Consider the following 24,745-nt stretch of genomic DNA (forward strand, 5'->3'; position numbering starts at 1 on the left):
ACAAGAATAGGAAAGAAAAGGACCAACGCCTTGTTTTTGAGCTGTGGAAACCAAGCAAAAAAAATTTCTATATACTTATAAAAGGATTCGCATAATTTCAAACAGATGGCCGGGCAGCTAGAATGGGATATGGCCTTCATTTGTCCGAAGTGCCTGGTTATCGAATGTAAAAAAGCTGTCCTTCTTTTAAAGGGCAGCTTTTAGCCGTATGGTTATTCATTTATGATTTCAAGCAGTTCGTCCACTGAAATAGTCCCTTCTTCAGATGCAATATATATAGCTCTGGACTCAGTAATTTTATTCGTTTCATTTTGTAAGGCCAAAGCGGTGGAAGAAGAATTACTATCTTGACCAGAAGCATTATCTTCTTTTTTGGCATCCTCATCTAAAAGATTTTCACTATCTTGTTCTAAAGAATTGTCTCGATTCAATGCCTCTTCTTTTGATGAAGAATCAGAAGTTGTGACCCCCAGTTCCCGGTCAAGCTCTGCGGCTAGTTCTTCTGTAGATTTTTGGGCTGCTGGTTCTTTCTCGTTATTATCAGCAAAAAGCATCATCCCGGCCGCCCCCAATACGGCAAAGCAAAGAATGATCGCTGCAGCCACTATATAAAAAGGTTTCATCCACCCTCCCTCCTTTCAATCGTGACTATTATATCACTTTTGATGAAAGAAGCGAACAAATTTGTGTATCTTTCGTGTATATCTAGCAAAAACTAGATACTAAGACCTAAATTTGCAGTGGATACATTAATATCTTCCGCTTATGTTTTCTAGTACATTGGGTTCTTTTTGTTCTAATGCCGCGATTGCTGTATTTACTGCTTCATCATAATATCCTTTGCGAAAATGATCTTCTGCTTTTAATAAGGCTTCGTCAATAGATAGGGACTGGCTTCGATATTTATTACCATGTTGGATAGCACGTTCAGCAAGACGGGCTTGTTCTAATGTTGTTCTTAATTCCTGATGAACTCTTTTGACATGATACTCTGCATCCTCTACTGCTGCATTGACTCTTCCCATTTCTACTGGGACTTCTTCAAGGGCAGACGCAGCAGCTTCCAACCTTTCTTCTGAAGCATCTACCTCGTTTAACAACAAAGAAGGTACTCTTGGCAGGAGGGATCGTTCAAGTTTCATTCTATCCTGAAGTAATTGTCTGCGTAACGTTTTCAAGGTTTCTAATGCTTTCAGTTCATCTTTGCGGAGCATATATAACTTTTCTTTTGAACTTCTAATATCCTTATCTAAAGAGTTTAATTCTTTTTTAAGTGCTTCGAGCTTTTCTTTCAAACTGGTAAATGACTGCTTGCGAAAATCATACATATCTTTAAAGACATTCCAATTTTTGAGTGTTTCTTCCATTCCGTTTTCTGCCTTCTTTTGCCGCTCATTTTCTTCTTCCGGGATTCTGTAGCTCATTTTCACTTTTTCGCATTCTATTTGGAGCTCATTTAATTGTGTTTCGAGGCGGTTTATTTCCTCTCTTACTTCGAGTGCTTGAACTTCAACGAATCTGCGTGCTTCTACTTCCTTTTCAAGCGTTTGATAAATATGCTCAAAATAGTCACGAATTTCTTGAATTCGATCCTTCACTCTTTCTAATTCCAAGTCAGCAACGGCTTTGCTTAACAAAGGGAATTCACTGTGAAACTCTTCTAATTGATAGCGGAAATCAAAATGAGAAAGTTCATACCCTGCCTGTTCCATTTCTTCCATGCCTTTTTCTACTTCATTGCATTCCTCCGGCAATTCACTTTCAACATCAACCAAGAGAGCAGGTACACTCTTTACATTTTCTTCCGTTTCGATAAGCTTCTCATTTAAATCTTTTAATATTTGATTTGCTTTCATGTAGTTCCCGGCTTCTGTTTCTTCATGAAACAACGCAAACAAATCCCTTAAGTCATTCATTTTGCTTTCAAACATACGGGCTGTGCCGCCTAAAGAAAGCCTGTTCTGAGAAATAAACTCTTGAATGGAATCAAATTTCCCTTGTGTTTCTGTTATTCCCGTTCGATTTTCTTCTTCACTATGTATTAGCTCTTCTACTTCATTAAAAATAGCAAGAATATGAGAATCTATATCTTGTAACTGAGTTTCTACGCTTTCTAAAAGCTCGTTTGATTTGCGGAAACGATATTTATTCGCCCACTCTTCTATATCAAAAAGAGCTTCTTCAATATCAGGGAGGTATGAGGCAAGAATTTCATCCCATTCTTTACGCCATTCTTCAAACTTTTCTTCGGTTTGCCCTGACATAGTAAGGCCTTTGACTTTAGAAATTTCCTCTGCTACAGGCTGGTTGGCTATTTTTGTTTTCCATTGCTCCAGCCTGTCCACTTTTTTATATATTTTTCTCCTAGAAACAGCTCCATAAATAATTACTGCAGCTATAATAAGAGCTGCTGTTAATATCACATACATCATCATGGGCCTTCACTCCAGTTTTGCCGCCGCTTAAATCGCATAATTTATTAGTATTGAAGTTTTTCGTCACGTTCAGCTAAATTCCTGCTTTTTCTGATATACTTTTTTTACTGTTCAAAAAGTATAAAATTTATTTACATAGATAAGCTAAGTTTTTCTCAAAATCTGGTTTGCACAGCAATAAATTCAATTATATGATAACATGGAAAGACTTTATTTGTGAAAAACGCAGGACAAAAACACAAATTTTTTCTATTCATTTAAATTGATCTTTAATTTTTAAGAGAAGAGGAATGAAAATTGGCTGTATTAAGAGATGGACACATTCACACCCCGTTTTGTCCGCACGGGTCTGGCGATTCATTTAAAAAGTATATAGAACGTTCTATTTCAGAAGGACTCCAAACAATTACTTTTGCTGAACATGCTCCGCTTCCTGCTGGATTTGAAGACACTGTTCCTGAAAAAGACAGCGCGATGCCATACACAGAATTACATTCGTACCTAGAAGAAATTAATAAATGGAAAAAAGAATACGAGAACGATATTGAAATATTAACAGGGCTGGAAGTAGATTTCATTGAAGGATTCGATCATGAAACGAAGGCCTTTCTTGATAATGTTGGACCTATGCTGGATGATAGTATTTTGTCTGTTCACTTTCTCCTTGCCGGAGGAAGCTATACTTGTTTAGACTACAGCCCTGAAAGTTTTGCGGAATTAGTGAAAAAAACAGGTTCGGTTGAGCGCACAGTAAATCTTTATTTCCAAACACTTCATCAATCGATTGACTGCGACCTAGGGAAGCACAAACCAAAGCGCATTGGACATATTACCCTTATCCGCAAATTTCATAAACGGTTCGACCCAGTTGATCTTCAAAGCAAAGTGCATGCTCTTTTAGATTCTATTGCAAGTAAAGGAATGGAGCTTGATTATAACGGAGCAGGTACAGCTAAACCATTGTGCCGTGAGTCCTATCCACCTCGAGATGTTGCTTTAGAAGCAAAAAAAAGAGGCATCCCGCTCATATACGGTTCGGATGCACACCAGGCAAAAGAATTAATGCAGGGGACAGGACAGCTTATATAATGGGAGTGATCATTACGGATGGATATAGTCAGCCCGCTTTTCTCTGGCGAATGTACGCCTCCCCTGATTCTTCTTATTTTCTTTTAACAATACTTTTGATGCCCATTCTCTTATTTCTTTACGGTAAACCGTAACAAAATGTGATTGCTGAGGCTGAAGATGGAAAACTTCTCTTACATACTGATGATGTAAAAAAGGCATGATAACCATTCCTCTAAATTGCATAATAGTCCAATTCACAGGGATGGAGGCAAATGTTCCTTCCTGGATTCCTTTTTTCAAAACAATAGAGTACAGGTGTTTTTCTTTCATGAGATAAGTACTGGTTATTTCGCGAATAAGAGTAGAATCTAATGTCATCTCGCGAAGTACAAAGCGAGCGCGTAAATGATGTACTTGCATATAAGTTAAGCTTCTTTCAGCCATATACAGCATCTTTTCATAAGCATCTGCATGCGTGACTTTCACGGCCTGCTCCAGCTCTTTCATATACCCTTCTAGAAAGTCTGTCATCAATGCTTCAAGCAGGCCCTGCTTTCCTCCAAAATAGTAGGACACAAGGGAAATATTGACGCCAGTCTTTGCGGCTATTTCTCTAATAGAGGTTCCATGAAATCCTTTACTGGTAAATAAGACCGTTGCAGCTTCTAACATTTTTTCCTTGGTGTTTTCGGTGGCGGACACAGCCATCGCCTCCTTTATAAACAATGTAGAAACCTATGATCATGAGCGATTTTCAACCTTACTTAATAATTCCTTCTTTCTTACTAATAACCCTTTAAAAAGTTGTCGACACTTTCAAGGTTTATTCGGCAAAGTGCTGTGTGAGACGTGACAAAATCTATATGATAAACTTGTTTTATCCAGAACCATGTTAGAAAAGGAGAGGAAAATAATTGTTTCAACCGGTTGAATATAAAGGTACACTGCAAGAAGGATTCACTACTTTATTTAAACAGCTCGATGCTTTACTAGAAGGGGAAACAGAGCAAACCGCCAATTTAGCTAATGCTGCTGCTTTATTAAATCAATTTCTAGATGAAGTTAATTGGGTAGGTTTCTATTTATACCAAGAACAAAAAGAGGAGCTTGTGCTCGGTCCGTTCCAGGGCCTGCCTGCCTGTGTGAGAATTCCAATGAAAAAAGGAGTATGCGGGACTGCAGCGAATGAACGACGTACAGTACGTGTAGCAGACGTTACTGCATTCCCCGGACATATTGCCTGCGACGGGGCTACACGCTCTGAAATTGTTGTTCCTCTTGTAAAGGAGAGTCAGTTAATAGGAGTGTTAGATATTGACAGCCCTGTTGATAACAGGTTCTCTAAAGAAGAAGAACAGTATCTGGAGCAATTTGCTGACATCTTATTGAAACATATTTAAACACTGGCATAGCTTCTATTCATTTAGTGCGTGCTGTCTTCGATTGTTCCTCACTTGCGTAAAGAAACCTATCAAAAGGGGGCAGCACGCACCTTTAAAATAAAGCATCCTTTGATTCTTCTTCGAAAACGACTTGATTTTTTCCTTACTTTTTCGCTTGATAAAGGGCGCGATCAGCCCGCACAAAGAGAAGATCAAGAGACACCTGCTCTTCTTGTTTCCAGTTTGCAGCGCCGCAAGACACAGTCACTGCTGGGGCTGATTCCCTTGCAACACTTTCTACAATTCGGCGTGCCACTTTTTTCCTGCTGACGCAGCAGTCTGAGGTAAATAAACTGCTAATTCTTCTCCTCCCCACCTTGCTGCAATATCATTTTTACGAATATTCTGCTGAATAATCGATCCAACTTGAATAATAATCTGATCTCCTGTTTGATGGCCAAAGGTATCATTTACTTTTTTGAATTTATCAATATCGAAAAGTAGAAACGTACCTTCCTTCTCTTGAGTAAGCGCCCGAAGTATACATTCATCAAGATAATGCCTGGAATGCAGTTTTGTTAAGTGATCGGTAATTACCATAGTTTCCAGCTGTTCATGGAGCATAGCATTCAGAAAAGCAAGGGTGGAATGATGAACAAGCGACTGCAGCAGTTTAAATTGGTGAAAAGTAAATTCTTTTACCAGCACAATAACAATACCCTTTATTTCCCTGCTTTGTACCATAGGCACAGCCATCAGGAGTTGTATTCCAATAAGCAATAGGTTGGTCTTGTGTTTAGGTCACTTATAAATAAAGGATCTGCTTGATTTTCAAATCGTTTAATCATTTTATATATAACTTTTATATGCTCCGGTTTTTTAAAGAAGCTTTTATTTAGCATTCGAAAATTATCATTCTCATTTGTAAGTACAAATTCAATTTTCATTTTTCAAGAGGGGATAAATTTTTTGATTTGGCTTTTCATGCTTTGTGCTGTCTCTTCCAGCTTTAACCTGGAATTTAATATATATGATGTCTCATTACATTTGAAGGACTCCATAAATTCCCTGTTTCCCTCGAAGCGGAATATATAACACAGATGTGTTGTTTCCAGAGGTGTCATCCTCTTGTATCATGCCGGATAAATAAGTTTGTTTCATTTATCCATTCATATTTTCTAACCCATTTGAATAATCAATCTCCGGCAAATCTTCTTGTACATCCCATTCTTGTGATAAATGCAGGGCAATACGGCATGATGAATAGACAGATTGAAGGGCCTTTATTACTTCTTTTAATACGGAACCAGCCCGCATCGATGAACTCGGCTGATCGCATTTTAAAGGAAACCGCCAAAGACTCCACTTCCCGTGGCAGCGGCGGCATTAGTCCATCCTGTACGTTGAAAATTTTATGATTTATTATATATGATACATTTGACCTGAGTCTTTTGCAGTTAAATATAACTTATTTATCCAAACTTTTCCTTTCTTTTCTTAAAAAATTATTTCACTTTATACAGCGGGAAATATTGACTTAGATTTCGAAAAATTATATAATGGCGTCTGTGTGAAAGACAGCCAGGACAAACTTGATATGTACACCCTTATCATTTTGTTCCTTAAACCTGCGGCTGAATCATTGGTTTAAGGGGCATTGCGTAACCTCTAGCTGTCGAGGCGAAGATGCTTGAAAACAAAATGAGCATGTCAGGAGATTGTCAACGTTGTTCTTTTTCCAATACTTTAATATAGAGGAGGCTTCTTGTATGGCACGTTATACAGGACCATCTTGGAAAAAATCCCGCCGTTTTGGTATTTCTCTAAGCGGTACAGGAAAAGAATTAGAAAAACGCCCATATGCACCAGGCGAACACGGACCGACTCAACGGAAGAAACTTTCAGAGTACGGCCTGCAGCTTCAAGAAAAACAAAAACTTCGCTATATGTACGGTTTGAACGAGCGTCAATTCCGCAAGTTGTTTGAACAGGCTGGTAAAATGCAAGGGGTACACGGTGAGAACTTTATGATCTTGCTTGAATCCCGTCTTGATAACTTAGTATACCGACTTGGCCTTGCTCGCACACGCCGTGCTGCGCGCCAGCTTGTTACACACGGACACGTAACGGTTGACGGAGAACGTGTAGATATTCCATCTTACCGCGTTAAGCCGAACCAAACAATCGGTCTTCGCGAAAAATCCCGCAACCTTTCTGCTGTAAAAGAAGCAGTAGAAGTGAACAACTTCGTACCAGAATATTTAACTTTTGACGAAGAAAAGCTTGAAGGAACGTACAACCGCTATCCTGAGCGTTCTGAACTTCCTTCTGAAATTACAGAAGCGCTTATCGTTGAATACTACTCCCGTTAAGCTAAACAAAAGTCAGGCTTCCTAAATTTAGGGTGTCTGACTTTTTTACGTTCAATATGAAAGAACCTGAGACCGGCTGCATGGTCTCAGGTCTGTTTTTAAGCATATTGAATTAAAAAATATTTCTTTTTCCCGCGGCGAATGATAGTAAAGGCACCATCAATTTTATCTTCCTTTCCAATGACTTTATCCAGCTCCTGACAACGATCTCCATTAATATAAATTGCTCCGTTTTTAATATCTTCTCTCGCTTGCCGCTTAGAAGGAGAGATGCCTGCTTCAACCAGAAGATCTAAGAGTCCCTTTTCTTTCTCCTCTATTACGTGAGCTGGTACATCTTTAAACCCTTGTTTAATTTCTTCGGCAGATAGTTCTTTCAGGTCCCCTCCGCCAAATAAAACTTGTGAAATGTGCTGCGCCTGGGTGAGTGCATTTTCCCCATGGACGAAACAAGTCACTTCTTCAGCAAGTCTGCGGTGGGCTTTACGCTCTTCAGGACGCGCTTCCAGTTCTTTTTCTAATTCATTAATTTCTTCATTATCTAAAAACGTAAAATACTTCAAGAATTTAATAACGTCACGGTCGTCCGTGTTAATGAGAAATTGATAAAATTCGTATGGTGACGTTTTTTCAGGATCAAGCCAAATGGCTCCGCCTTCCGTCTTCCCAAACTTCGTCCCATCTGCTTTTGTAACAAGAGGTATCGTAAATCCATAAGCATCCGGCTGTTCTCCTTCTTCTCCACCTTTCATCCGGCGGATCAGCTCTAGACCAGCTGTAATATTTCCCCATTGGTCGCTTCCGCCAATTTGCAGCTGACATCCTTTTTCTTTGTTTAAATGGTAAAAATCAAAGGACTGCAATATTTGATAGCTGAATTCTGTAAAAGAAATACCGGACTGGATGCGGGATTCAACTGACTCTTTTGCGAGCATATAATTTAAACCAAAATGTTTTCCTACATCTCTTAAAAAGGAAACAACACTCATGCTTCCAATCCAATCATAGTTATTTAGCACCTCAGCTTTATCGCCGCCCTCGAAATCCAAGTATTTTTGTAGTTGTCCTTTAATTCTATCACTATACATTTTGACGACATCTTCTTCATTCAATGTCCGTTCCGCTTTTTTTCCGCTTGGATCTCCAATCAACCCAGTAGCCCCGCCTACAAGCGCGAGAGGCTTATGTCCTGCCAGCTGAAAACGGCGAAGAGTTATTATGGTCAGCAGGTGTCCAATATGAAGACTATCCCCAGTTGGGTCAAAACCACAATACATCGTTACTTGTTTTTCATTTAACAGTTCCTGAAGCCCTTCTCTGTCTGTAACTTGATTAATCAATCCGCGAAATTCTAAGTCTTTTAAAATATCCACATTCCAGCGCTCCTTTTTTGAGAATAACAAATACGTTTCAAAGCTGAGTATCAAAGCCTAGGGATTTTTTCCCATTAAAAAACGCCCCTTCCTCTCTAGAAGGGACGATCTTTATCGCGGTACCACCCTTGTTGAAAGCTTACATGCTGCTTTCCACTCGGTTGTTATAACGGCAGATTCCGTCTTTTGATTCATAGGAAGAACACGTATAAACCAAAAGAAGCTCGAGAACGTAATTCACATCTTTCCTTTGTACCGGCTTGCACCAGCCGCCGGTTCTCTGAATACAGGGAGGAATATGCTACTTCAATCCTTCAATGCTTATTATTATAAAATTTTTAGACTATATTTCTTTTATCATATTTGCTTTCTTTCTGTCAACGGCAGAAGAGAAAATCAGTAAAACGCATAGGAAGCTAGTACCGCTTATGCTATAATATCGTTGACGTTTAGGAGGAATTATATATGCATAAATTTTTTGAAAGACTAAACCACAAGCTCGACAAGGTGAAAAACCATTCATTCATTAAAGGACTTAATATTACATCCCATGTGTTCTGGAACCTTGTCTTAATATCGGCTGTTCTGATGGTAATGCTGGCATTATTTGTTGGAGGGGCCGGGGCCGGCTATTTTGTCTCATTGGTAGAAGATCAGGAAGATTACAGTAAAGAAGAATTTCAACAGGAAGTTTATAATTATGAAGAAGTAAGCGATCTATATTTTGACGATGATGAATACTTAGGAAAAATACCTGCTGACCTTGAAAGAAAAGAACGGTCGCTTGATGAAATGTCTAATCATCTAATTCATGCTGTTATTTCTACAGAAGACGAATACTTCTTTGAACATAAAGGGGTCGTCCCAAAAGCATTATTTCGTGCTACTTACCAAGAGATAACCGGGGCCAGCACGCAGACCGGCGGCAGTACGCTGACCCAGCAGATTATTAAAAACCAATTATTGACAAATGAAATTTCTTTTGACCGAAAAGCAAAAGAAATTGCCCTGGCCTTACGAATGGAAAACTTTTTTGAAAAAGAGGAAATCCTCGAAGCCTACCTTAATATTGTTCCTTTTGGCCGAAACGCAAATGGCCGGAATATCGCAGGAGCCCAATCTGCCGCAGAAGGATTATTTGGAGTAGATGCTTCGGAATTAAATATAGCTCAATCTGCTTTTATTGCAGGTCTTCCAAAAAACCCCTTCGTCTATACCCCTTTTGCTGCAGGCGGAGAAGTTAAGGAAGATTTTGATGCCGGTTTAAACAGAATGAAATTAGTTTTAAACAATATGCATGAAAACGGCTTTATTACAAAAGAAGAATACGAAGAAGCTCTTGAATATGACATAAAAAATAATTTAACCGATCCATCCGGAAGCCTCGTTGAAGATTATCCATACCTTACGTATGAAGCACAAGACCGGGCTTCTCGAATCATACGTGAAAATTTATTAGAAGAAGATGGTATTGAGATTGATGACCTTGATGAAGAAGAACGTCAGGAAACTCTCACACAATATCTAGCTCAAGCTAAAAAGGAATTAGCCCTTGGCGGCTACAATGTCCACCTTACTATAAAAAAAGATATTTATGATTCCATGCAAGAAGCGGTTAATAACTCGGAATGGTTTGGACCTGACCGGCAGGGTGAAGATGGTACAGAGCCTGAAGAAGTCGGAGCCATTTTAATAGATAATCAAACGGGAGCTATTTTAAGTTTTGTTGGAGGACGAGATTTTAACAGGGAAAACTTAAATCACGCCACTCAAGCATACAGGCAAAACGGGTCAACGATGAAACCCTTGTTAGCATACGGCCCTGCTATTGATCAAGGTGTTGTACAGCCGGGCACCGTACTTCCCGATGTCCCAAGTGAGTATAGAGATGGGACAGAGTTTACAAATTTCGGAGGCAGTTATCAAGGTTTTGTCAGTGTTCGAGAAGCATTAAAGGAATCTAGAAATGTTCCAGCCGTCAAGACTTTTCAAAGGATAGAACATGAAACTTCCAGGCAGGCGCTTGAAGACATGGGATTTCAGAGGCTTGATCCTGATGAACCTTATGAGTCTGGATCAATCGGCGGTTTAACTTACGGGGCAACTGTCGAACAAAATACGAATGCCTTTGCTACATTTGGAAACGAAGGGCAATTTCACGATTCGTATTTAATCGAAAAAATCGAGAAAAAAGATGGGGAAACTGTTTATGAACACAATGCGGAAAACAATAAAGTCTTTTCGCCGCAAACTGCTTTTCTAACGGTAGATATTTTAAGAGACGTCTTAGAACCAGGTGGTACAGCAAGCGCTCTTCCTGGTATGCTCAAATTCGGCGGTGATTGGGCTGGTAAAACAGGTACAACAAACGACACAAAAGATTCCTGGTTTATCGGTTTAAACCCAAACGTGACCTTTGGTACCTGGATCGGATATGATGACCCACAGGCTCTCGCTACACCTTACAAAGGGTTAAGTTATGGTGCTAGAACACAGCAAATATGGGCAGAAATGATGAACGCAGCTTATGACGCAGACCCTGATGTATTAGGAATTGATGATGAGTTTGAACAGCCTGACGGCATAGTACGTCAGACCATTTGTGGTATTTCAGGAAAACTGCCTAGCTCCCTTTGTAAAGAAGCAGGCTTGACAACAACAGATTACTTTAACGAGGAATTTTTACCATCAGAAACTGATGACAGTCTTAGCGAAGTATCTTCTGTTACGATTAATGGTGAAAGATATAAAGCTTATGACTCCACTCCGTCAGACTTCACTCAATCAGGAGTATCGATTAAAGAAGATTATTTTGATGCTGACGATATGAGTGAATATCTACCAGATGATTGGGATAATATTGTTCCTGACCAATCGGCTCCTAATAATGGCCGCAGACCATCACAGGTGACCGGAGTGTCTTTTAATGGCGGTCAAATTACATGGAACCAGCATCCTGACAATGACATTGTTGGCTACAGGATATACTCTCGTGACGGATCGAGAGTAAAAACAGTGCGTTCAAATACCACTACTTCTACAAGCGTGAACACAAACGGAAAATTTTTCGTGACTGCTGTTGACTCCAGGGGCAGACAATCAACAGAATCTAATTCGGCTGAAGGCAGCAGTCAAAATAATGACGACAACGAAGAAGACAATGATTACGGTGATTCTTCTAATAATGAGTCCAATAATGATAATAGCAATGAGAAAAATAATGATCGAAGTAATGATAATAACAACGGGGGCCGTGAAGAAGGCGATGACAGCTCCTCAGAAGACAATAACAGGGAAGAAGATAGCGATACCGAGCAGGATAACAATGATACGAATGAAGATGATAATACCGATGAGGAAAACGATGGCGATGATAATGACAACAGTGAAGACGATGACGATTAATCATACTTTTTCTTGATAAAGCGATTGTAAAAGCCCTGCTGAATACTTTCAGCAGGGCTTTTGTTAAAATAAATTAATCTTCCATCGTAGAAAGGTCACCAGTTGGTAAATCAAGCTCCCAGGCTTTTAACACACGGCGCATAATCTTACCGCTGCGCGTCTTCGGCAGCTTATCACGGAATTCAATTTCACGAGGTGCCGCATGAGCAGCCAAACCTTTCTTAACGAAATTGCGAATATCCTCTTTTAATTCTTCTGTTACTTCATGCCCATCTCGAACTGCAACAAATGCTTTGATGATTTCTCCTCTTACCGGATCAGGTTTTCCAATGACACCTGCTTCCGCTACAGCCGGATGTTCTATAATCTTACTTTCTACCTCAAACGGGCCTACACGCTCGCCAGATGTCATAATAACATCATCAATACGGCCCTGGAACCAAAAGTAGCCATCCTCATCCATATAAGCTGAATCTCCAGAAACATACCAGCCATCTAATTCAAAATAGCTGTTGTATTTCTCTTCGTTATTCCAAATCGTTCTCATCATGGATGGCCACCCTTTACCAATCGCAAGGTTCCCCATTCTATTCGGAGGTAATTCATTTCCCTGGTCATCTATAATAGCTGCTTTTACGCCCGGAATAGGTTTACCCATTGAACCTGCTTTTATCGTCATAGAAGGATAGTTACAAATCATCATAGCCCCGGTTTCCGTCATCCACCAAGTATCGTGAATACGCAGATTAAATACTTTTTCTCCCCAGCGCACTACTTCTGGATTCAACGGCTCCCCAACGCTTAAGATATGGCGCAGGTTAGAAAGATCATAGTTTTTCACTACCTCGTCACCAACACTCATCAGCATACGGAAAGCTGTAGGAGCACTGTACCATACAGAAACTTTGTAGCGTTCTAAAGTTTCATACCAATCTTGAGGACTGAAACGGCCGCCGCGTACAACATTTGTCGCTCCAGCGAGCCACGGCCCAAAAATACCATAAGATGTTCCAGTTACCCAGCCCGGGTCAGCTGTACACCAATAAACGTCATCCTTTTTAAGATCGAGCACCCACTTAGCCGTTTGATAATGCTGAAGCATTGCATTATGAACATGAAGAACACCTTTTGGTTTCCCAGTTGACCCAGAGGTGTAGTGAAGGATTAAACCATCTTCACGATCGACCCATTCTGGTTCAAATTCAATACTTGCTTGATCCAAGCGGGATTGAAAATCAAGATAAGGTCCTTCTTCTTTTACCCCGTCTCCCTTAATGAAAACAGTATCTAAATAAGGAAGATCATCTACCGGAACGCGTTCAAGCAAATCAGGAGTAGTGACTAGTGCTTTTGCTTCGCTGTCTTCAAGACGGTCCCGTACAGCTCCTTCCATAAAGGCTTCAAATAAAGGCCCTACAATAGCGCCTGCTTTGATTGCTCCGAGCACCGCAAAATATAACTCAGGAGAACGCGGCATAAAAATAAACACGCGGTCGCCTTTTTGAATTCCTGCTTCTTTCATAATATTTGCCGCTTTGTTCGTTTTTTCTTTCATTTCGGCAAATGTATATTTCTCATCTCTGTTCGCGTCACTGTAATATAACGCTACTTGATCTTTTTTCTCTGGAGAGTCCGCATGGCGGTCGATAGCTTCATGGGCCATGTTCACTTTTCCTGTCTCGAACCAGCTGAATTCCTTTTCTGTTTCAGTCCAGTCAAAGCTTTTAGCCGCTTCTTCATAATTTTTTAGATTAAATTCTCCATTTTTTGGTGGAAGCGTTTGCACTTTCATATACCATCTTCCTCTCTGCTATGTATTTTATGTTCTAATACACATTATAATATATTATGAATTTTTGTTCAATTTATATTTGCAGGATAGTCCTCCTCCTCTCTTAAACAAGTATATTTTTTATTTCACCGCTGTTTTAATTTAAAACCCCGCCCCAAAAATTTATTGGTTGTCCCCAACGTCTGCATTCAATAATGTATAATAGAAAATAATTAACTTAGGTAATAAACAACATAAAAGGTGGTACATGGATGATCCATAAGAAGACGTATTATTCCAGGGAATTAGAGTTCGAAGGCCGTACTCTCCTTATGGAAGGCCCTATTTCAGGAAAAAAAATTCATGAATATGATTTTCATGAAGGGCTGGTAGCCTTCCGTCCTCCAGAAGAGCAAAAAAAAGCATTAATAGGTATTGCCGACCTGCCCGAGGGCCGTATTAACGCAGTTATCGATGAAAACACGATTGTCGGTTATGTTACGCTTGTGCACCCAGATCCACTTGAGCGGTGGTCCGAAGCAAATATGGAGAATCTGCTGGAGCTTGGAGCAATTGAGATTGCAGCAGAGTACCGGGGAGCAAAATTGGGAACAAACCTGCTTGAGTTTTCTATGCTGGACGATGCTGTAGAAGACTATATTATTATAACAACAGAATATTATTGGCATTGGGATTTAAAAGGAAGCGGTTTGTCTGTGTGGGAATACAGAAAAGTTATGGAAAAAATGATGAATGCCGGAGGACTGGAGTGGATGGCAACCGACGACCCTGAAATCAGTTCTCACCCTGCCAATTGTTTAATGGTGCGAATTGGAGAACGTGTGGATAATGAGTCTATTCAACAATTTGATGCCGTTCGTTTTTCAAACCGCTTTATGCATTAGGCAGCTGTTCCTCCAACCATCATACCTGGATAAGTATGAAAACGCTTAAAGGGGTGAACTTTGAAACATGCTCGTAGAAGAAATTATGAAAACAAATATTATAACTATCTCAAAGCATACCACTATTAAAGAAGCCATGGAGCTGCTTCATCAAAACAAAGTCCGGCATATTCCCGTGGTAGAAGACAACTATAAGATCGCCGGTATTGTTTCAGATAGAGATATTCGAGATGCCAGTCCTTCTATCTTTCATATGAACGAACATGAAGAAGATCTGAATAATCCGGCCTCTAAAATAATGAAATTTCCTGTCGTTACTATACAGCCGCTGGAGTTTGTAGAAGAAGCAGCAGTTATATTGTATGAAAATGATATCAGTGCCCTTCCTGTCGTCAATGAAGAAGACAAAGTGGTGGGCATACTGACAGAAACCGATGTCTTACATACACTTGTGAAACTTACAGGGGCCCACCAGCCTTCCTCAAGAATCGAAGTCCAGGTACCGAACCTTTCCGGTCAGCTGGCTGAAATATCTTCTATTTTCAAAGAAAACAAAGTGAACGTGACGAGTGTGCTCGTTTACCCTAACCCTGAACCTGATACTAAAATTTTAACCTTCCGAGTACAAACAATGGACCCTAGACATATTATTAAACAAATTGAATCTAAAGGCTATGAAATTAAGTGGCCGCGCATTCCGGGGATAAATCAATGACACGTGAAGCTATTTTTGTTTACTCGGAAGAACAATTAACCTACAAATTCAGTGAAGATCATCCATTTAATCATCTGAGGCTAAATTTAACACATGATTTATTAAAATCGATCGGTGCTCTTCATTCGGATGTGATCATTCCTCCAAGAATGGCCACAGACAAGGAAATTGAGCTTATTCATGATAAAGCGTATATCAACGCGATCAAATCTGCAGGAGAAGGAAAACTGAGCCGTGGAATTGCAAATAATTATGGCATTGGTACAGAAGATACACCTATTTTTCCACACATGCATGAAGCTGCCTCTTTGCTGGTAGGAGGAACACTCACAGCTGTAGATATGGTGATGGAAGGAAAAAGTAAGCATGCTCTCAATCTTGGCGGAGGGCTTCATCATGGCTTCAGAGGAAAAGCTTCGGGGTTTTGTATCTATAATGACAGCTCTATTGCTATTGAATATATGCGCCGCAAATATGGCGTTCGAGTATTATATGTTGATACCGATGCACATCATGGCGACGGAGTACAATGGGCTTTTTACGATGACCCGGAGGTTTGTACATTATCTATCCATGAAACAGGACGTTACTTGTTTCCTGGCACAGGCAGCGTAAATGAAAAAGGGCACGGTCAAGGTTTTGGTTTCTCTATTAACCTTCCTATTGATGCATTTACCGAAGACGAGTCCTTTCTTGAATGTTATGAAACTGCTTTTCGAGAAGTGATTGAATTTTTTAAACCTGATGTTATACTTACTCAAAATGGGGCTGATGCTCATTACTATGACCCTTTAACTCATTTATCTTCATCCATCAAAACCTATTGCCATATTCCAAAACTGGCACACGAACTGGCTCATGAATATTGTGATGGAAAATGGATTGCAGTAGGAGGAGGCGGCTATGATATGTGGCGTGTTGTACCGAGAGCCTGGTCTATGATTTGGCTGGAGATGACCAACCAAACACCTCTTATTAAACAGGGAATCCCAAAAGAATGGCATGATAAATGGCAGCCTAAAGCTCCTGTTACTTTGCCGGCATCCTGGACAGACCCGGAAGATATGTACCCTGCGATTCCAAGAAGGTCTGAAATCATGGAAAAAAACCATAAAACGTTAGAAAAAGCACTTTTTCACATCCGTAATGAAAAAAATAAAAGGTAACAAGCGCATACTCAAAAAGCAAAGACCTGTAGTTGCATGACTTCATATTAGGGACATGCTGCGATCCCGCTAATGCTTTGGACAAAACTTCCAAGAACGCAGTGGTACCATTTTGCTCTGGAGAAGCCGTGTGTACTCTCTTTGGAACCACGTACAATAGGGAATGTAAAATACAATGGGGGTGTCCATAGCCGGTTTTTATCGACTAGCGGACACCCCTCATATTAAAAGGACAACCCGATTTCTTGATGAGAAACAGGTTATCCTTTTAATTAAATATCACCAGCTCCTTCCATTAAATCCTGTTCATAAGCTGGATCGGATATAACAATAACCACGCGCCGGTTTTCTCTTAGGTTGTCCTCGGAATTGTTAGGAGCGATTGGCCGTGTTTCACCATAACCAGCAGCTATAAAGCGATCGGAATCTAGAGAATGATTATCTGTTAAATAGCGAATCACACTGCTTGCCCTCGCCCCGGATAATTCCCAGTTCGAAGGATAGCGATATGTAGAAATTGGCCGGTTATCTGTATGGCCTTCAACTTTAACAAGGTTAGGCAGAGAATGCAGGAGGGTTCCTACTTTATTTAAAAATGGTTCAGCATCGTTTAGTATGTCTGCTTCTCCCGTATCGAAGAGAAGCTGCTCCTGCAAAACGAGAACAACACCCCTATCATCTCTGGTTGCAGAAATATGATCATTTAAATCATTTTCTTGAAGATAAGTTTCTACTTCATTTAACAGTTCATCTAGGTCCATTTCTTGATCTGTTTGTTCATCATTCATTCCACTGTATAGATCTGCTTCATTTTGAGCTGTTCCCTGGTCCGCATTTTCAAATTCTATCATAGAAGGAAAATGTTCAAGGATTTCTCTGTTTTGAAAAGAATCTGCAATAGCTTCAAATTTTTTAGCGTCAATCACCGACATCGAAAAGAGCATCACAAAAAATACAAGGACAAGAAGAATCATATCCGAAAATGTAACCATCCACTTCGGTGATCCTTTTTGAGGCTTTCGAACTCTACGCCTCATTAGCTAGCTCCTCCGTTTCTTCAAGTTCTTCATCCTTTCCATTTTCCCTTACAAATGCACTTAGTTTTTCTTCTAAAATTTTAGGATTTTGACCGGACTGAACACCAATAACTCCTTCAACGACTATTTGTTTCACAAACACTTCATCATCTGTTTTTTGTTCTAGTTTACTAGAGATTGGTAGAAAAATAAGGTTAGCCAATATCGTTCCATAAAGCGTTGTTATAAGTGCCAGAGCCATATTAGGGCCGAGGGTTGCAGGGTCTTCTAGTTCTTGCAGCATGAGTACAAGACCTATCAAAGTCCCTACCATCCCCCAGGCTGGTGCATATTCCCCGGCCTTCTCAAATAACAGTCGGCCTTTTTTATGACGTTCTTCCATAGCAACTACTTCTGCCATCATAATATCCTTTATTATATCTGGTTCAATACCATCTACCGCAAGTAATACACCTTTTTTTATAAACGGGTCTTCTACCTCATCAAGACCTGCTTCTAATGCGAGCAAGCCTTCCCGGCGTGCTTTAGTAGACAGATTAACAAACGTGTCAATTAATTGATTTAAATCATGTTCTTCGTAGCGAAACACTTCGCGCGTGACTCTTGGCAAAGCCTTCATTTCTTGTGAAGAAAAATTAATTAACAATGCAGCAGCAATCCCTCCAAATACAATAAGGAAAGAAGCAAGCTGGATAAAAAACACAACAGAACCCATGCCCGCGTTGGTAAATACTGCAAACAGCAAGGTCGATATCCCTACTAGTATTCCTATGGGCGTCAATATATCAAATTTTTTCATACGCCGATCCCTGACTCCCTATAAATTAAAATTTTCACATACCACGCATGCAGGCACGAGCAAGCAATTTTGAAGCATGCATTTTACCCAGCTGTTTTTTTATGAGATTCTTAAAAAGAAGTAGAATCTCTATATTCAAGCCGGTGAGGCAGCTCCACCACTTCATCTTGAACTTCTTCTTTATTCATATACTTTGTTAACAGGCGCATAGACACGGCTCCAATATCGTACATTGGCTGAACAACCGTAGTAAGAGTGGGGCGTACCATGGTGGCAAGGCGTGTATTGTCAAAACCTATGACTTCTACATCCTCTGGTACCTTTAAGCCATCATCCTGCAGTCCATGTATAACGCCTAATGCCATTTCATCGGTTGCTGCAAAAACGGCAGTTGGCGGGTTTTCCAGCTTTCTAAGTTCCTGTACAGCCTCTATACCGGAATCGTAGGTATAATCCCCGACTGCTACCAGGTTTTCATCAAAACCTTGTCCTTTTTCTTCGCAAGCTTTTTTATACCCGCTGAATTTCTGGTATCCATTTACCGGGTCTTCTAAAGAACCAGATACCATTCCAACTCTTTTGTGGCCTGCTTCAATTAATTCGGTTACAGCGTCAAAAGCTGCTTGATGGTAGTCGATATTTACAGAAGGTATTTCCTTATTTTCATCTAATGTCGCTGCCAAAACAACTGGAACCGGTGAGCGTTTAAACTGTTCTACGTGTTCTGGGGTTATTTCGCCGCCCATAAACAAAATACCGTCCACCTGCTTTTCAAGCAGTGTGTTAATCAAATGAATTTCTTTTTCTTTATTCTGGTCAGAGTTACTAAGGATGATGTTATATTTGTACATCGTTGCAATGTCCTCAATTCCGCGTGCTAATTCAGCAAAAAATATGCTTGAAATATCTGGAATTATTACACCGACCGTCGTTGTTTTCTTGCTGGCAAGACCACGAGCTACCGCATTAGGGCGGTATCCTAGCCTTTCAATTGCGTCCAGTACCTTTTTTCTGGTTGCTGGCTTAACATTAGGGTTTCCGTTCACTACGCGTGAGACAGTAGCCATTGAAACCCCTGCTTCTCGTGCTACATCGTAAATGGTTGTATTCACTCCGAAAGCCTCCTCTTTCTTCCTTTCATTATACTTTCATAACGTAGTGTTATCATATTATAACTAAAGGAGGTTCCGCAATTCCTTTCCCTAGTTATATCGGTATGTTCACCAAATTTTACACTATTTTATACTAAATACGACAATTTTTTATAACTTCTTCTTCGTAAGAATACGGAAAAAACGCCTTCCCTGTTTCAGGAAGACGCCTTTTGATGCTTATAATTTGTATAAACCGGAATCACGTAATGATTGAATGAATTCATTAAATTGCGGAATATCCATTTGCTGAGCGGAATCAGACAACGCCACTGCCGGGTCTGGATGAACCTCTGCCATAACTGCATCTGCTCCAATAGCAAGAGCTGCTTTCGCCGCTGGAAGAAGTAAGTCACGTCTTCCGGTAGAATGCGTAACATCCGCCAATACTGGAAGGTGTGTTTCTTGTTTCAATATAGGAACAGCAGAGATATCTAAAGTATTTCTTGTAGCTTTTTCATAGGTACGAATACCGCGTTCACATAACATAACGTTTTCGTTACCTTTAGCAAGAATGTATTCAGCTGCTTTTATAAATTCATCAATAGTGGCCGACAGTCCGCGTTTAAGAAGAACTGGCTTACCTGCGCTTCCTGCTTCTTTGAGCAGATCAAAGTTTTGCATATTACGGGCACCGATTTGGATAACATCGAGGTATTCAGTGGCTAAGCCAATGTCTGCCGGATTCATCACTTCACTAATAACTACCATATCCAATTCATCTGCAACACGCTTTAAAATTTCGAGTCCTTCTTTTCCAAGACCCTGGAAATCATATGGAGAAGTACGAGGTTTAAAAGCCCCGCCGCGAAGCAGCTTTAAACCATGTTCTTTCATAGCAGAAGCTACTTCGTATACTTGCTCGTAGCTTTCAACAGAACACGGACCAGCAATAAGTCTTTGGGTTCCGTCGCCAACTGCTTCTCCTTTTAAGTTAACAATGGTATCTTCTGCTTTTTTCTTTCTGGACACAAGCAATGCTTTGCGGTTATCATCCTCTTGCAATTCAAGACTCGCCTGAAAAATTTGTTTAAATAAATGCTGCAACGTGGAGGTCTCAAATGGTCCATCATTGTTTTCAGCAATCATATCAAGCATTTTTCTTTCTCTGACTGGATCAAAACGTTTCTGACCAGCTATACTTTTTACCTGGCCAATGTCCTGAACCAGGCGGGCACGTTCATTTATTAAATCTAATAGTTTCATATTTACATCGTCAAGCTGTTCTCGCAAAGCATCTAATTGTTCGTTACTCATTTTCTCCACTCCTTAGGTCTCAGTTTCCATTTTTTTGATATGTGTTACATTTCTTAATGATTAGGGACTATTATATACGAAGATTTACAGAATGTCAGCCCCTTTTTCTTTATTAATTAAACGCTTTTAAGTGTTAAAGTAAAAAATGTTAATTTATCAGTAAATCCTCCATTTTTATTCAAAAATTTTTTGCAGCTTCGGCTTTCATCATGCAGAAAGTGATGTTTAGAGCCGACGAGTGCCGATATCTAAAGCGAATAGTTGCTGCCCGGTTGCTTTCATAATAACCACACCCTTTTAGAAAAACTCAATTTACCACCTTGTAAAGGAGCGAGCCGAATTAGAAATGGGATATACTGTATTAGAGGAGGACATTGTCCCACTTGAACTTGGATTCTTGCTTTGGAAGCGGAAAAAGAGCAAACATTTTCCGTTTACATAGAAAACATTCAGAAAAACGGAGCAACGCGGATATAAATCAGAAGGTTCAACATCTGGACAAAATCACAACAAAACCTGTTTCGGTATCGTTTATCTTTCAAGACGTTTTTAACTACGTTGACATTGATTTAAACCATGCCTCTTCTCATCAATAGACATTAACTAGAAATGAGGAGCCTGCGTCCTTTGCCGAAGACCTCCTTAATGGAGATGTCATTGAACTTTTTTTTCAAGATTAAATACAAAGTAAATGAGAGCTCGAAAGTAAGAGGGAGTTCCTTTTACTTCCACCGGATTTTCTTTTTTGCAGCATACGTGTGATTGTGCTGTGCCTTTTCGAAAAACAATAGGCTGTAAACTCATATCAGGAGAAAGCCAGGAGGAACAGTAATCAAAGAAGGCTCTTGGCACTCGAAATCGGAGGAAGAAAGAAGGAGGATCTTGAAAAGATTTTGGAGCCCAGTCACCCGTATTTCTAGGGTTGTTGGCAGGAGGGGCCCTCTGTACAAAAAGAGAAAAAGAACAAAAGCGCAAGCGCCCTGATCAGCCTCGACAGGTAAATGTTCAGTCATGAAAGGCGCTCTTACTTCCACAGGATGTGGTGACTTCTGCGTTGCACTTTCGTCGCCAAAAACGCCACGTCCTGTGGCATTGGCGACATTAGCACGTCCTGTGCGTCGACGTGTGCGTCTTTAGCAGATGGGTCCTGAAGGATGTTCGACTAAGAACGTCACGTCCTGTGACAACGTCGAACTGGCTTGCACAGGATGTCTGACTTTTGCGTTGCGAACACGATGTTCGCGATTCTAGCAAAAGTTCCTTAAACCGTCTTGGGCCTCCGAGAGGCTGGGCGCTGAAGCTAGACGCGGATCAAACAATATGAAGATAGTTATCCACAACTTGTAAAAACATAATTTCCTAAACAACAAGCAAAACAGCCTTGAGAATAGCTCCTTTTGAATTAGCGTCAGCTTATTATTTTAACGGTTTGCTTCTTGCTCCACGGAAGCATGCAATTCTCTTACATCGTCTTTTACATTTTCGCTCATTGCTTCTTCTGCTTCGTCCAAATCACTGGATAGCTCGTCTGCCAATTCATCAGCTGTTTTCTCCTCGTTTCCATTTGATGGTTTGACGTATGAGGTCGCTTCTCTAACTCGATCGTACAGCTGGCTTGATTGATCAGAGACGTTCCTTGCAAAATCAGATGATTTTTCTCTAGCTAACGTTGCCCACTCCGAGCCCTTCTCATAAGCATTCGTAGTAAATTCACTCGTTTTTTCCCGAGCAGATTGAGCACCTTCTGATATGTTTCCGCGTAATTCTTTACCTGATTTAGGAGCAAGCATTAAAGCAGAACAAGCTCCAATAATTCCACCAATTAAAGTTCCTATCACAAAATCTTTCGTATTCATATCTGACATCACACATCACCCTCCTGTTGAATAAGAATTTTCTTTTCGCTGTTCTTCTCTTTCCTTCTTCTTTGTCTGCCATTTCGCATAAAGATCAATTGCTGCGTTTCCCCACTGAACAGCTTGGGCTACCTGCTCAGACTGTTGTTTCGACTGGCGGGTTACCGTCTCAGACATATCCCGAAAGGAGTGGTTAATAGAATCAAGCGAATCACCAACATTTTTAAGAGATGCAAACAAACCGTTCAATGATTCGGTTTTGTGGTGCACATCTTCTGCTATAATGTTCGTTTTTTGAACTAATTGTTCCGACTCTTTTGTAATTCCCTGCATCTGGTTTTCAAAACGTTCAAATGTTACCGATACTCTTTCCATGGTTCCTGTTGCTGCTTTTAAAGTTTTAATTACATAAACGGTGAGCGCTGCGATGGAAAGTGCCACAATCAATGCACTTATGTATACTATTTCCATTGAACGATTCCACCTCCTTTTGTGAGTGTACCACTTTTTCTTTACTCTGAAACGTGATTATTTCACCCAGCCATATATCTCATTTCGTTTCATGTATAATTTTCGATAAAAGCCTGCTCAAATCCTTCTTGTATCTTATAAAAACTTGGTTTTTCACTGTGTTTTACTTACAAAAACAACAATCCGTTTCCTTTCTTATTCCAACGAGAAGAAACGGATTTATAAGTTTTGTCTTTATTCAGCCTTTCTATCCTCGTAAGCCTGCTGAAATTTTTGAATATCTCCTGCTCCCATAAACAGCAAAACACCATTTTCATGAGCGGTGAGTTTATGAATGTCCTCTTCTGTAATAATCCTTGAGTCAGGGACTTTAGCTTGCAGGTCTTCGATAGTAAGAGAACCCTTTTTTTCCCGGGCTGATCCAAATATATCGCACAGATACACGTAATCTGCAGCTTTTAAGCTTTCTGCAAATTCATCTAAGAAAGTTTGAGTTCTAGAAAAAGTATGTGGCTGAAAAACAGCTACAATTTCCCTGCCAGGATATTTTTGCTGTGCTGATTCTAACGTTGCTTTAATTTCCGTTGGATGATGGGCATAGTCATCTACCAGGATTTGACTGCCAAAGCTTTTTTCAGTAAATCTTCTTTTCACTCCCGGGAAAGAAGCTAGCTGTTCTTTCATTACCGAAGCAGGTACTTCCTCATAATGACAGAGCGCTATAACGGCTAATGTATTTAATACGTTATGTCTGCCAAAGCCGGGAATAGTAAACGTGCCAAAACGGTCTCCCCGGATTTGCACATCAAATGTAGTGCCATTCTCATCATATTCAATATTTTCTGCATTAAAATCATATTTCCCATCGATACCGTAATACATAATCGGCACAGAAGCGTTTAGTGTTTGTAAATGTTCGTCATCCCCGCAAGCTACGATGCCTTTTTTAACTTTAGCTGCCATTTCTTCAAAAGCAGACACTACATCCTCAATATCTTTAAAATAGTCCGGGTGATCAAAGTCTATGTTTGTCATAATGGCGTAGTCTGGCTCGTATTGGAGGAAGTGGCGCCTGTATTCACAAGCTTCAAACACAAAGAATCTGCTGTTTTCTTCGCCTTTACCAGTTCCGTCTCCAATGAGGTAGGAAGTTGGTTTATAAGCTTCTAAAACATGAGAAAGCAGCCCTGTCGTAGAAGTTTTTCCATGTGACCCAGCCACTGCTATAGAAGTAAATTGGCCAAGAAACTGCCCGAGAAAATAAGGATAACGCTGGACTGGTATTCCAAGTTCTTGAGCCTCTTTAACTTCTTCATTTTCCTCTCCATAGGCTGCAGATGCAATCAAAGTTTGATCTTTTTTTATGTTTTCTTTTTGAAAGGGGTAAATAGGTATTCCTTTATTCTCCAAAGGGTTTTGCGTAAAAAAACGCTTTTCCACATCTGACCCCTGTACTTTAAAATTCATGTCGTGAAGGATTTGAGCAAGCGCACTCATTCCTGATCCTTTTATGCCTATAAAATGATAGGTTGTCATAATTATGGCCCTCCATCTCATCCTACTGCCCGCTTAGAACTTT

22 protein-coding genes and 1 other annotated feature are annotated in these 24,745 nt (G+C 40.2%); of the genes, 7 read left to right on the forward strand and 15 right to left on the reverse strand.

The window, feature by feature from the left end; genetic code table 11:
- Positions 1-212 precede the first annotated feature (212 nt).
- Both ACE1TI_RS04160 and ACE1TI_RS04165 read right to left on the reverse strand, forming a co-directional pair.
- Positions 213-623: a hypothetical protein gene (locus ACE1TI_RS04160; RefSeq protein WP_375006322.1), complete on the reverse strand. Its 411-nt coding sequence runs from the start codon at positions 621-623 to the stop codon at positions 213-215.
- Between the two features lie 126 nt (positions 624-749).
- The gene (locus ACE1TI_RS04165; RefSeq protein ID WP_375006323.1) at positions 750-2,435 is read right to left on the reverse strand and encodes a septation ring formation regulator EzrA; all 1,686 of its coding nucleotides are present in this window, start codon (positions 2,433-2,435) and stop codon (positions 750-752) included.
- Positions 2,436-2,732: 297 nt separating this feature from the next.
- On the opposite strand from ACE1TI_RS04165, the gene hisJ reads away from it, so the two are divergent.
- Positions 2,733-3,524: a histidinol-phosphatase HisJ gene (hisJ, locus tag ACE1TI_RS04170; protein ID WP_375006324.1), complete on the forward strand. Its 792-nt coding sequence runs from the start codon at positions 2,733-2,735 to the stop codon at positions 3,522-3,524.
- Between the two features lie 12 nt (positions 3,525-3,536).
- On the opposite strand, the gene refZ is transcribed toward hisJ, so the two are convergent.
- Entirely contained in the window at positions 3,537-4,208 is a 672-nt protein-coding gene (gene refZ, locus ACE1TI_RS04175) for a forespore capture DNA-binding protein RefZ (RefSeq protein ID WP_375006325.1), read from the reverse strand.
- Between the two features lie 212 nt (positions 4,209-4,420).
- On the opposite strand from refZ, the gene ACE1TI_RS04180 reads away from it, so the two are divergent.
- Positions 4,421-4,906 carry a GAF domain-containing protein gene (locus ACE1TI_RS04180; protein WP_375006326.1) on the forward strand — a complete coding sequence of 162 codons (486 nt, stop codon included), beginning with the start codon at positions 4,421-4,423 and terminating at the stop codon, positions 4,904-4,906.
- Between the two features lie 145 nt (positions 4,907-5,051).
- Here the strand turns inward: ACE1TI_RS04180 and ACE1TI_RS04185 are convergent, their stop codons facing one another.
- From ACE1TI_RS04185 to ACE1TI_RS04195, 3 genes are all read right to left on the reverse strand, one after another.
- Entirely contained in the window at positions 5,052-5,204 is a 153-nt protein-coding gene (locus tag ACE1TI_RS04185; protein ID WP_375006327.1) for a diguanylate cyclase domain-containing protein, read from the reverse strand.
- Positions 5,186-5,644, reverse strand: coding sequence for a GGDEF domain-containing protein (locus ACE1TI_RS04190; RefSeq protein WP_375006328.1), 459 nt, complete (start codon positions 5,642-5,644; stop codon positions 5,186-5,188). The genes ACE1TI_RS04185 and ACE1TI_RS04190 overlap by 19 nt, the downstream gene beginning before the upstream one ends.
- A 405-nt stretch (positions 5,645-6,049) precedes the next feature.
- On the reverse strand, positions 6,050-6,205 hold the full coding sequence (locus ACE1TI_RS04195; RefSeq protein WP_375006329.1) for a hypothetical protein: 156 nt from the start codon (positions 6,203-6,205) through the stop codon (positions 6,050-6,052).
- A gap of 452 nt (positions 6,206-6,657) precedes the next feature.
- On the opposite strand from ACE1TI_RS04195, the gene rpsD reads away from it, so the two are divergent.
- Complete coding sequence (gene rpsD, locus ACE1TI_RS04200) at positions 6,658-7,260, forward strand: 30S ribosomal protein S4 (RefSeq protein WP_375006330.1); 603 nt, start codon at positions 6,658-6,660, stop codon at positions 7,258-7,260.
- Between the two features lie 98 nt (positions 7,261-7,358).
- Here the strand turns inward: rpsD and tyrS are convergent, their stop codons facing one another.
- Positions 7,359-8,633 carry a tyrosine--tRNA ligase gene (gene tyrS / locus ACE1TI_RS04205; RefSeq protein WP_375006331.1) on the reverse strand — a complete coding sequence of 425 codons (1,275 nt, stop codon included), beginning with the start codon at positions 8,631-8,633 and terminating at the stop codon, positions 7,359-7,361.
- A 97-nt stretch (positions 8,634-8,730) separates the two neighbouring features.
- Positions 8,731-8,960, reverse strand: a binding site (T-box leader).
- 138 nt (positions 8,961-9,098) lie between these two features.
- On the opposite strand from tyrS, the gene ACE1TI_RS04210 reads away from it, so the two are divergent.
- Positions 9,099-12,038, forward strand: coding sequence for a transglycosylase domain-containing protein (locus ACE1TI_RS04210; protein WP_375006332.1), 2,940 nt, complete (start codon positions 9,099-9,101; stop codon positions 12,036-12,038).
- A gap of 73 nt (positions 12,039-12,111) precedes the next feature.
- Here ACE1TI_RS04210 and acsA read toward each other — a convergent pair whose 3' ends face one another.
- Complete coding sequence (gene acsA, locus ACE1TI_RS04215; protein ID WP_375006333.1) at positions 12,112-13,830, reverse strand: acetate--CoA ligase; 1,719 nt, start codon at positions 13,828-13,830, stop codon at positions 12,112-12,114.
- A 251-nt stretch (positions 13,831-14,081) separates the two neighbouring features.
- Between acsA and ACE1TI_RS04220 the strand changes: the two genes are divergently transcribed.
- The 3 genes from ACE1TI_RS04220 (at position 14,082) to ACE1TI_RS04230 (ending at position 16,595) form a co-directional block, all read left to right on the forward strand.
- On the forward strand, positions 14,082-14,714 hold the full coding sequence (locus ACE1TI_RS04220) for a GNAT family N-acetyltransferase (protein WP_375006334.1): 633 nt from the start codon (positions 14,082-14,084) through the stop codon (positions 14,712-14,714).
- Positions 14,715-14,781: 67 nt separating this feature from the next.
- Positions 14,782-15,429, forward strand: coding sequence for an acetoin utilization AcuB family protein (locus tag ACE1TI_RS04225; protein ID WP_375006335.1), 648 nt, complete (start codon positions 14,782-14,784; stop codon positions 15,427-15,429).
- Positions 15,426-16,595 (forward strand): acetoin utilization protein AcuC, encoded by a 1,170-nt coding sequence (locus ACE1TI_RS04230; protein ID WP_375006336.1) that lies wholly within the window; start codon positions 15,426-15,428, stop codon positions 16,593-16,595. Before ACE1TI_RS04225 ends, ACE1TI_RS04230 begins: the two co-directional genes overlap by 4 nt.
- A 272-nt stretch (positions 16,596-16,867) precedes the next feature.
- Here ACE1TI_RS04230 and motS read toward each other — a convergent pair whose 3' ends face one another.
- The 7 genes from motS to murC form a co-directional block, all read right to left on the reverse strand.
- On the reverse strand, positions 16,868-17,632 hold the full coding sequence (motS, locus tag ACE1TI_RS04235; RefSeq protein ID WP_375006337.1) for a flagellar motor protein MotS: 765 nt from the start codon (positions 17,630-17,632) through the stop codon (positions 16,868-16,870).
- Positions 17,622-18,431, reverse strand: coding sequence for a flagellar motor protein MotP (gene motP / locus ACE1TI_RS04240; RefSeq protein WP_375006338.1), 810 nt, complete (start codon positions 18,429-18,431; stop codon positions 17,622-17,624). The genes motS and motP overlap by 11 nt, the downstream gene beginning before the upstream one ends.
- Positions 18,432-18,541: 110 nt before the next feature.
- A complete protein-coding gene (gene ccpA / locus ACE1TI_RS04245; protein ID WP_375006339.1) occupies positions 18,542-19,543 on the reverse strand; it encodes a catabolite control protein A in 1,002 nt (333 codons plus the stop codon).
- A gap of 219 nt (positions 19,544-19,762) precedes the next feature.
- On the reverse strand, positions 19,763-20,839 hold the full coding sequence (locus ACE1TI_RS04250; protein WP_375006340.1) for a bifunctional 3-deoxy-7-phosphoheptulonate synthase/chorismate mutase: 1,077 nt from the start codon (positions 20,837-20,839) through the stop codon (positions 19,763-19,765).
- A 1,421-nt stretch (positions 20,840-22,260) separates the two neighbouring features.
- Positions 22,261-22,704 (reverse strand): YtxH domain-containing protein, encoded by a 444-nt coding sequence (locus ACE1TI_RS04255; protein WP_375006458.1) that lies wholly within the window; start codon positions 22,702-22,704, stop codon positions 22,261-22,263.
- A gap of 6 nt (positions 22,705-22,710) precedes the next feature.
- Complete coding sequence (locus ACE1TI_RS04260) at positions 22,711-23,166, reverse strand: DUF948 domain-containing protein (protein ID WP_375006341.1); 456 nt, start codon at positions 23,164-23,166, stop codon at positions 22,711-22,713.
- 234 nt (positions 23,167-23,400) lie between these two features.
- Positions 23,401-24,702, reverse strand: coding sequence for a UDP-N-acetylmuramate--L-alanine ligase (murC, locus tag ACE1TI_RS04265; RefSeq protein WP_375006342.1), 1,302 nt, complete (start codon positions 24,700-24,702; stop codon positions 23,401-23,403).
- Positions 24,703-24,745 lie beyond the last annotated feature (43 nt).

The sequence above is a fragment of the Alteribacillus sp. JSM 102045 genome (assembly GCF_041949975.1).
Classification (GTDB): Bacteria; Bacillota; Bacilli; order Bacillales; family Marinococcaceae; genus Alteribacillus.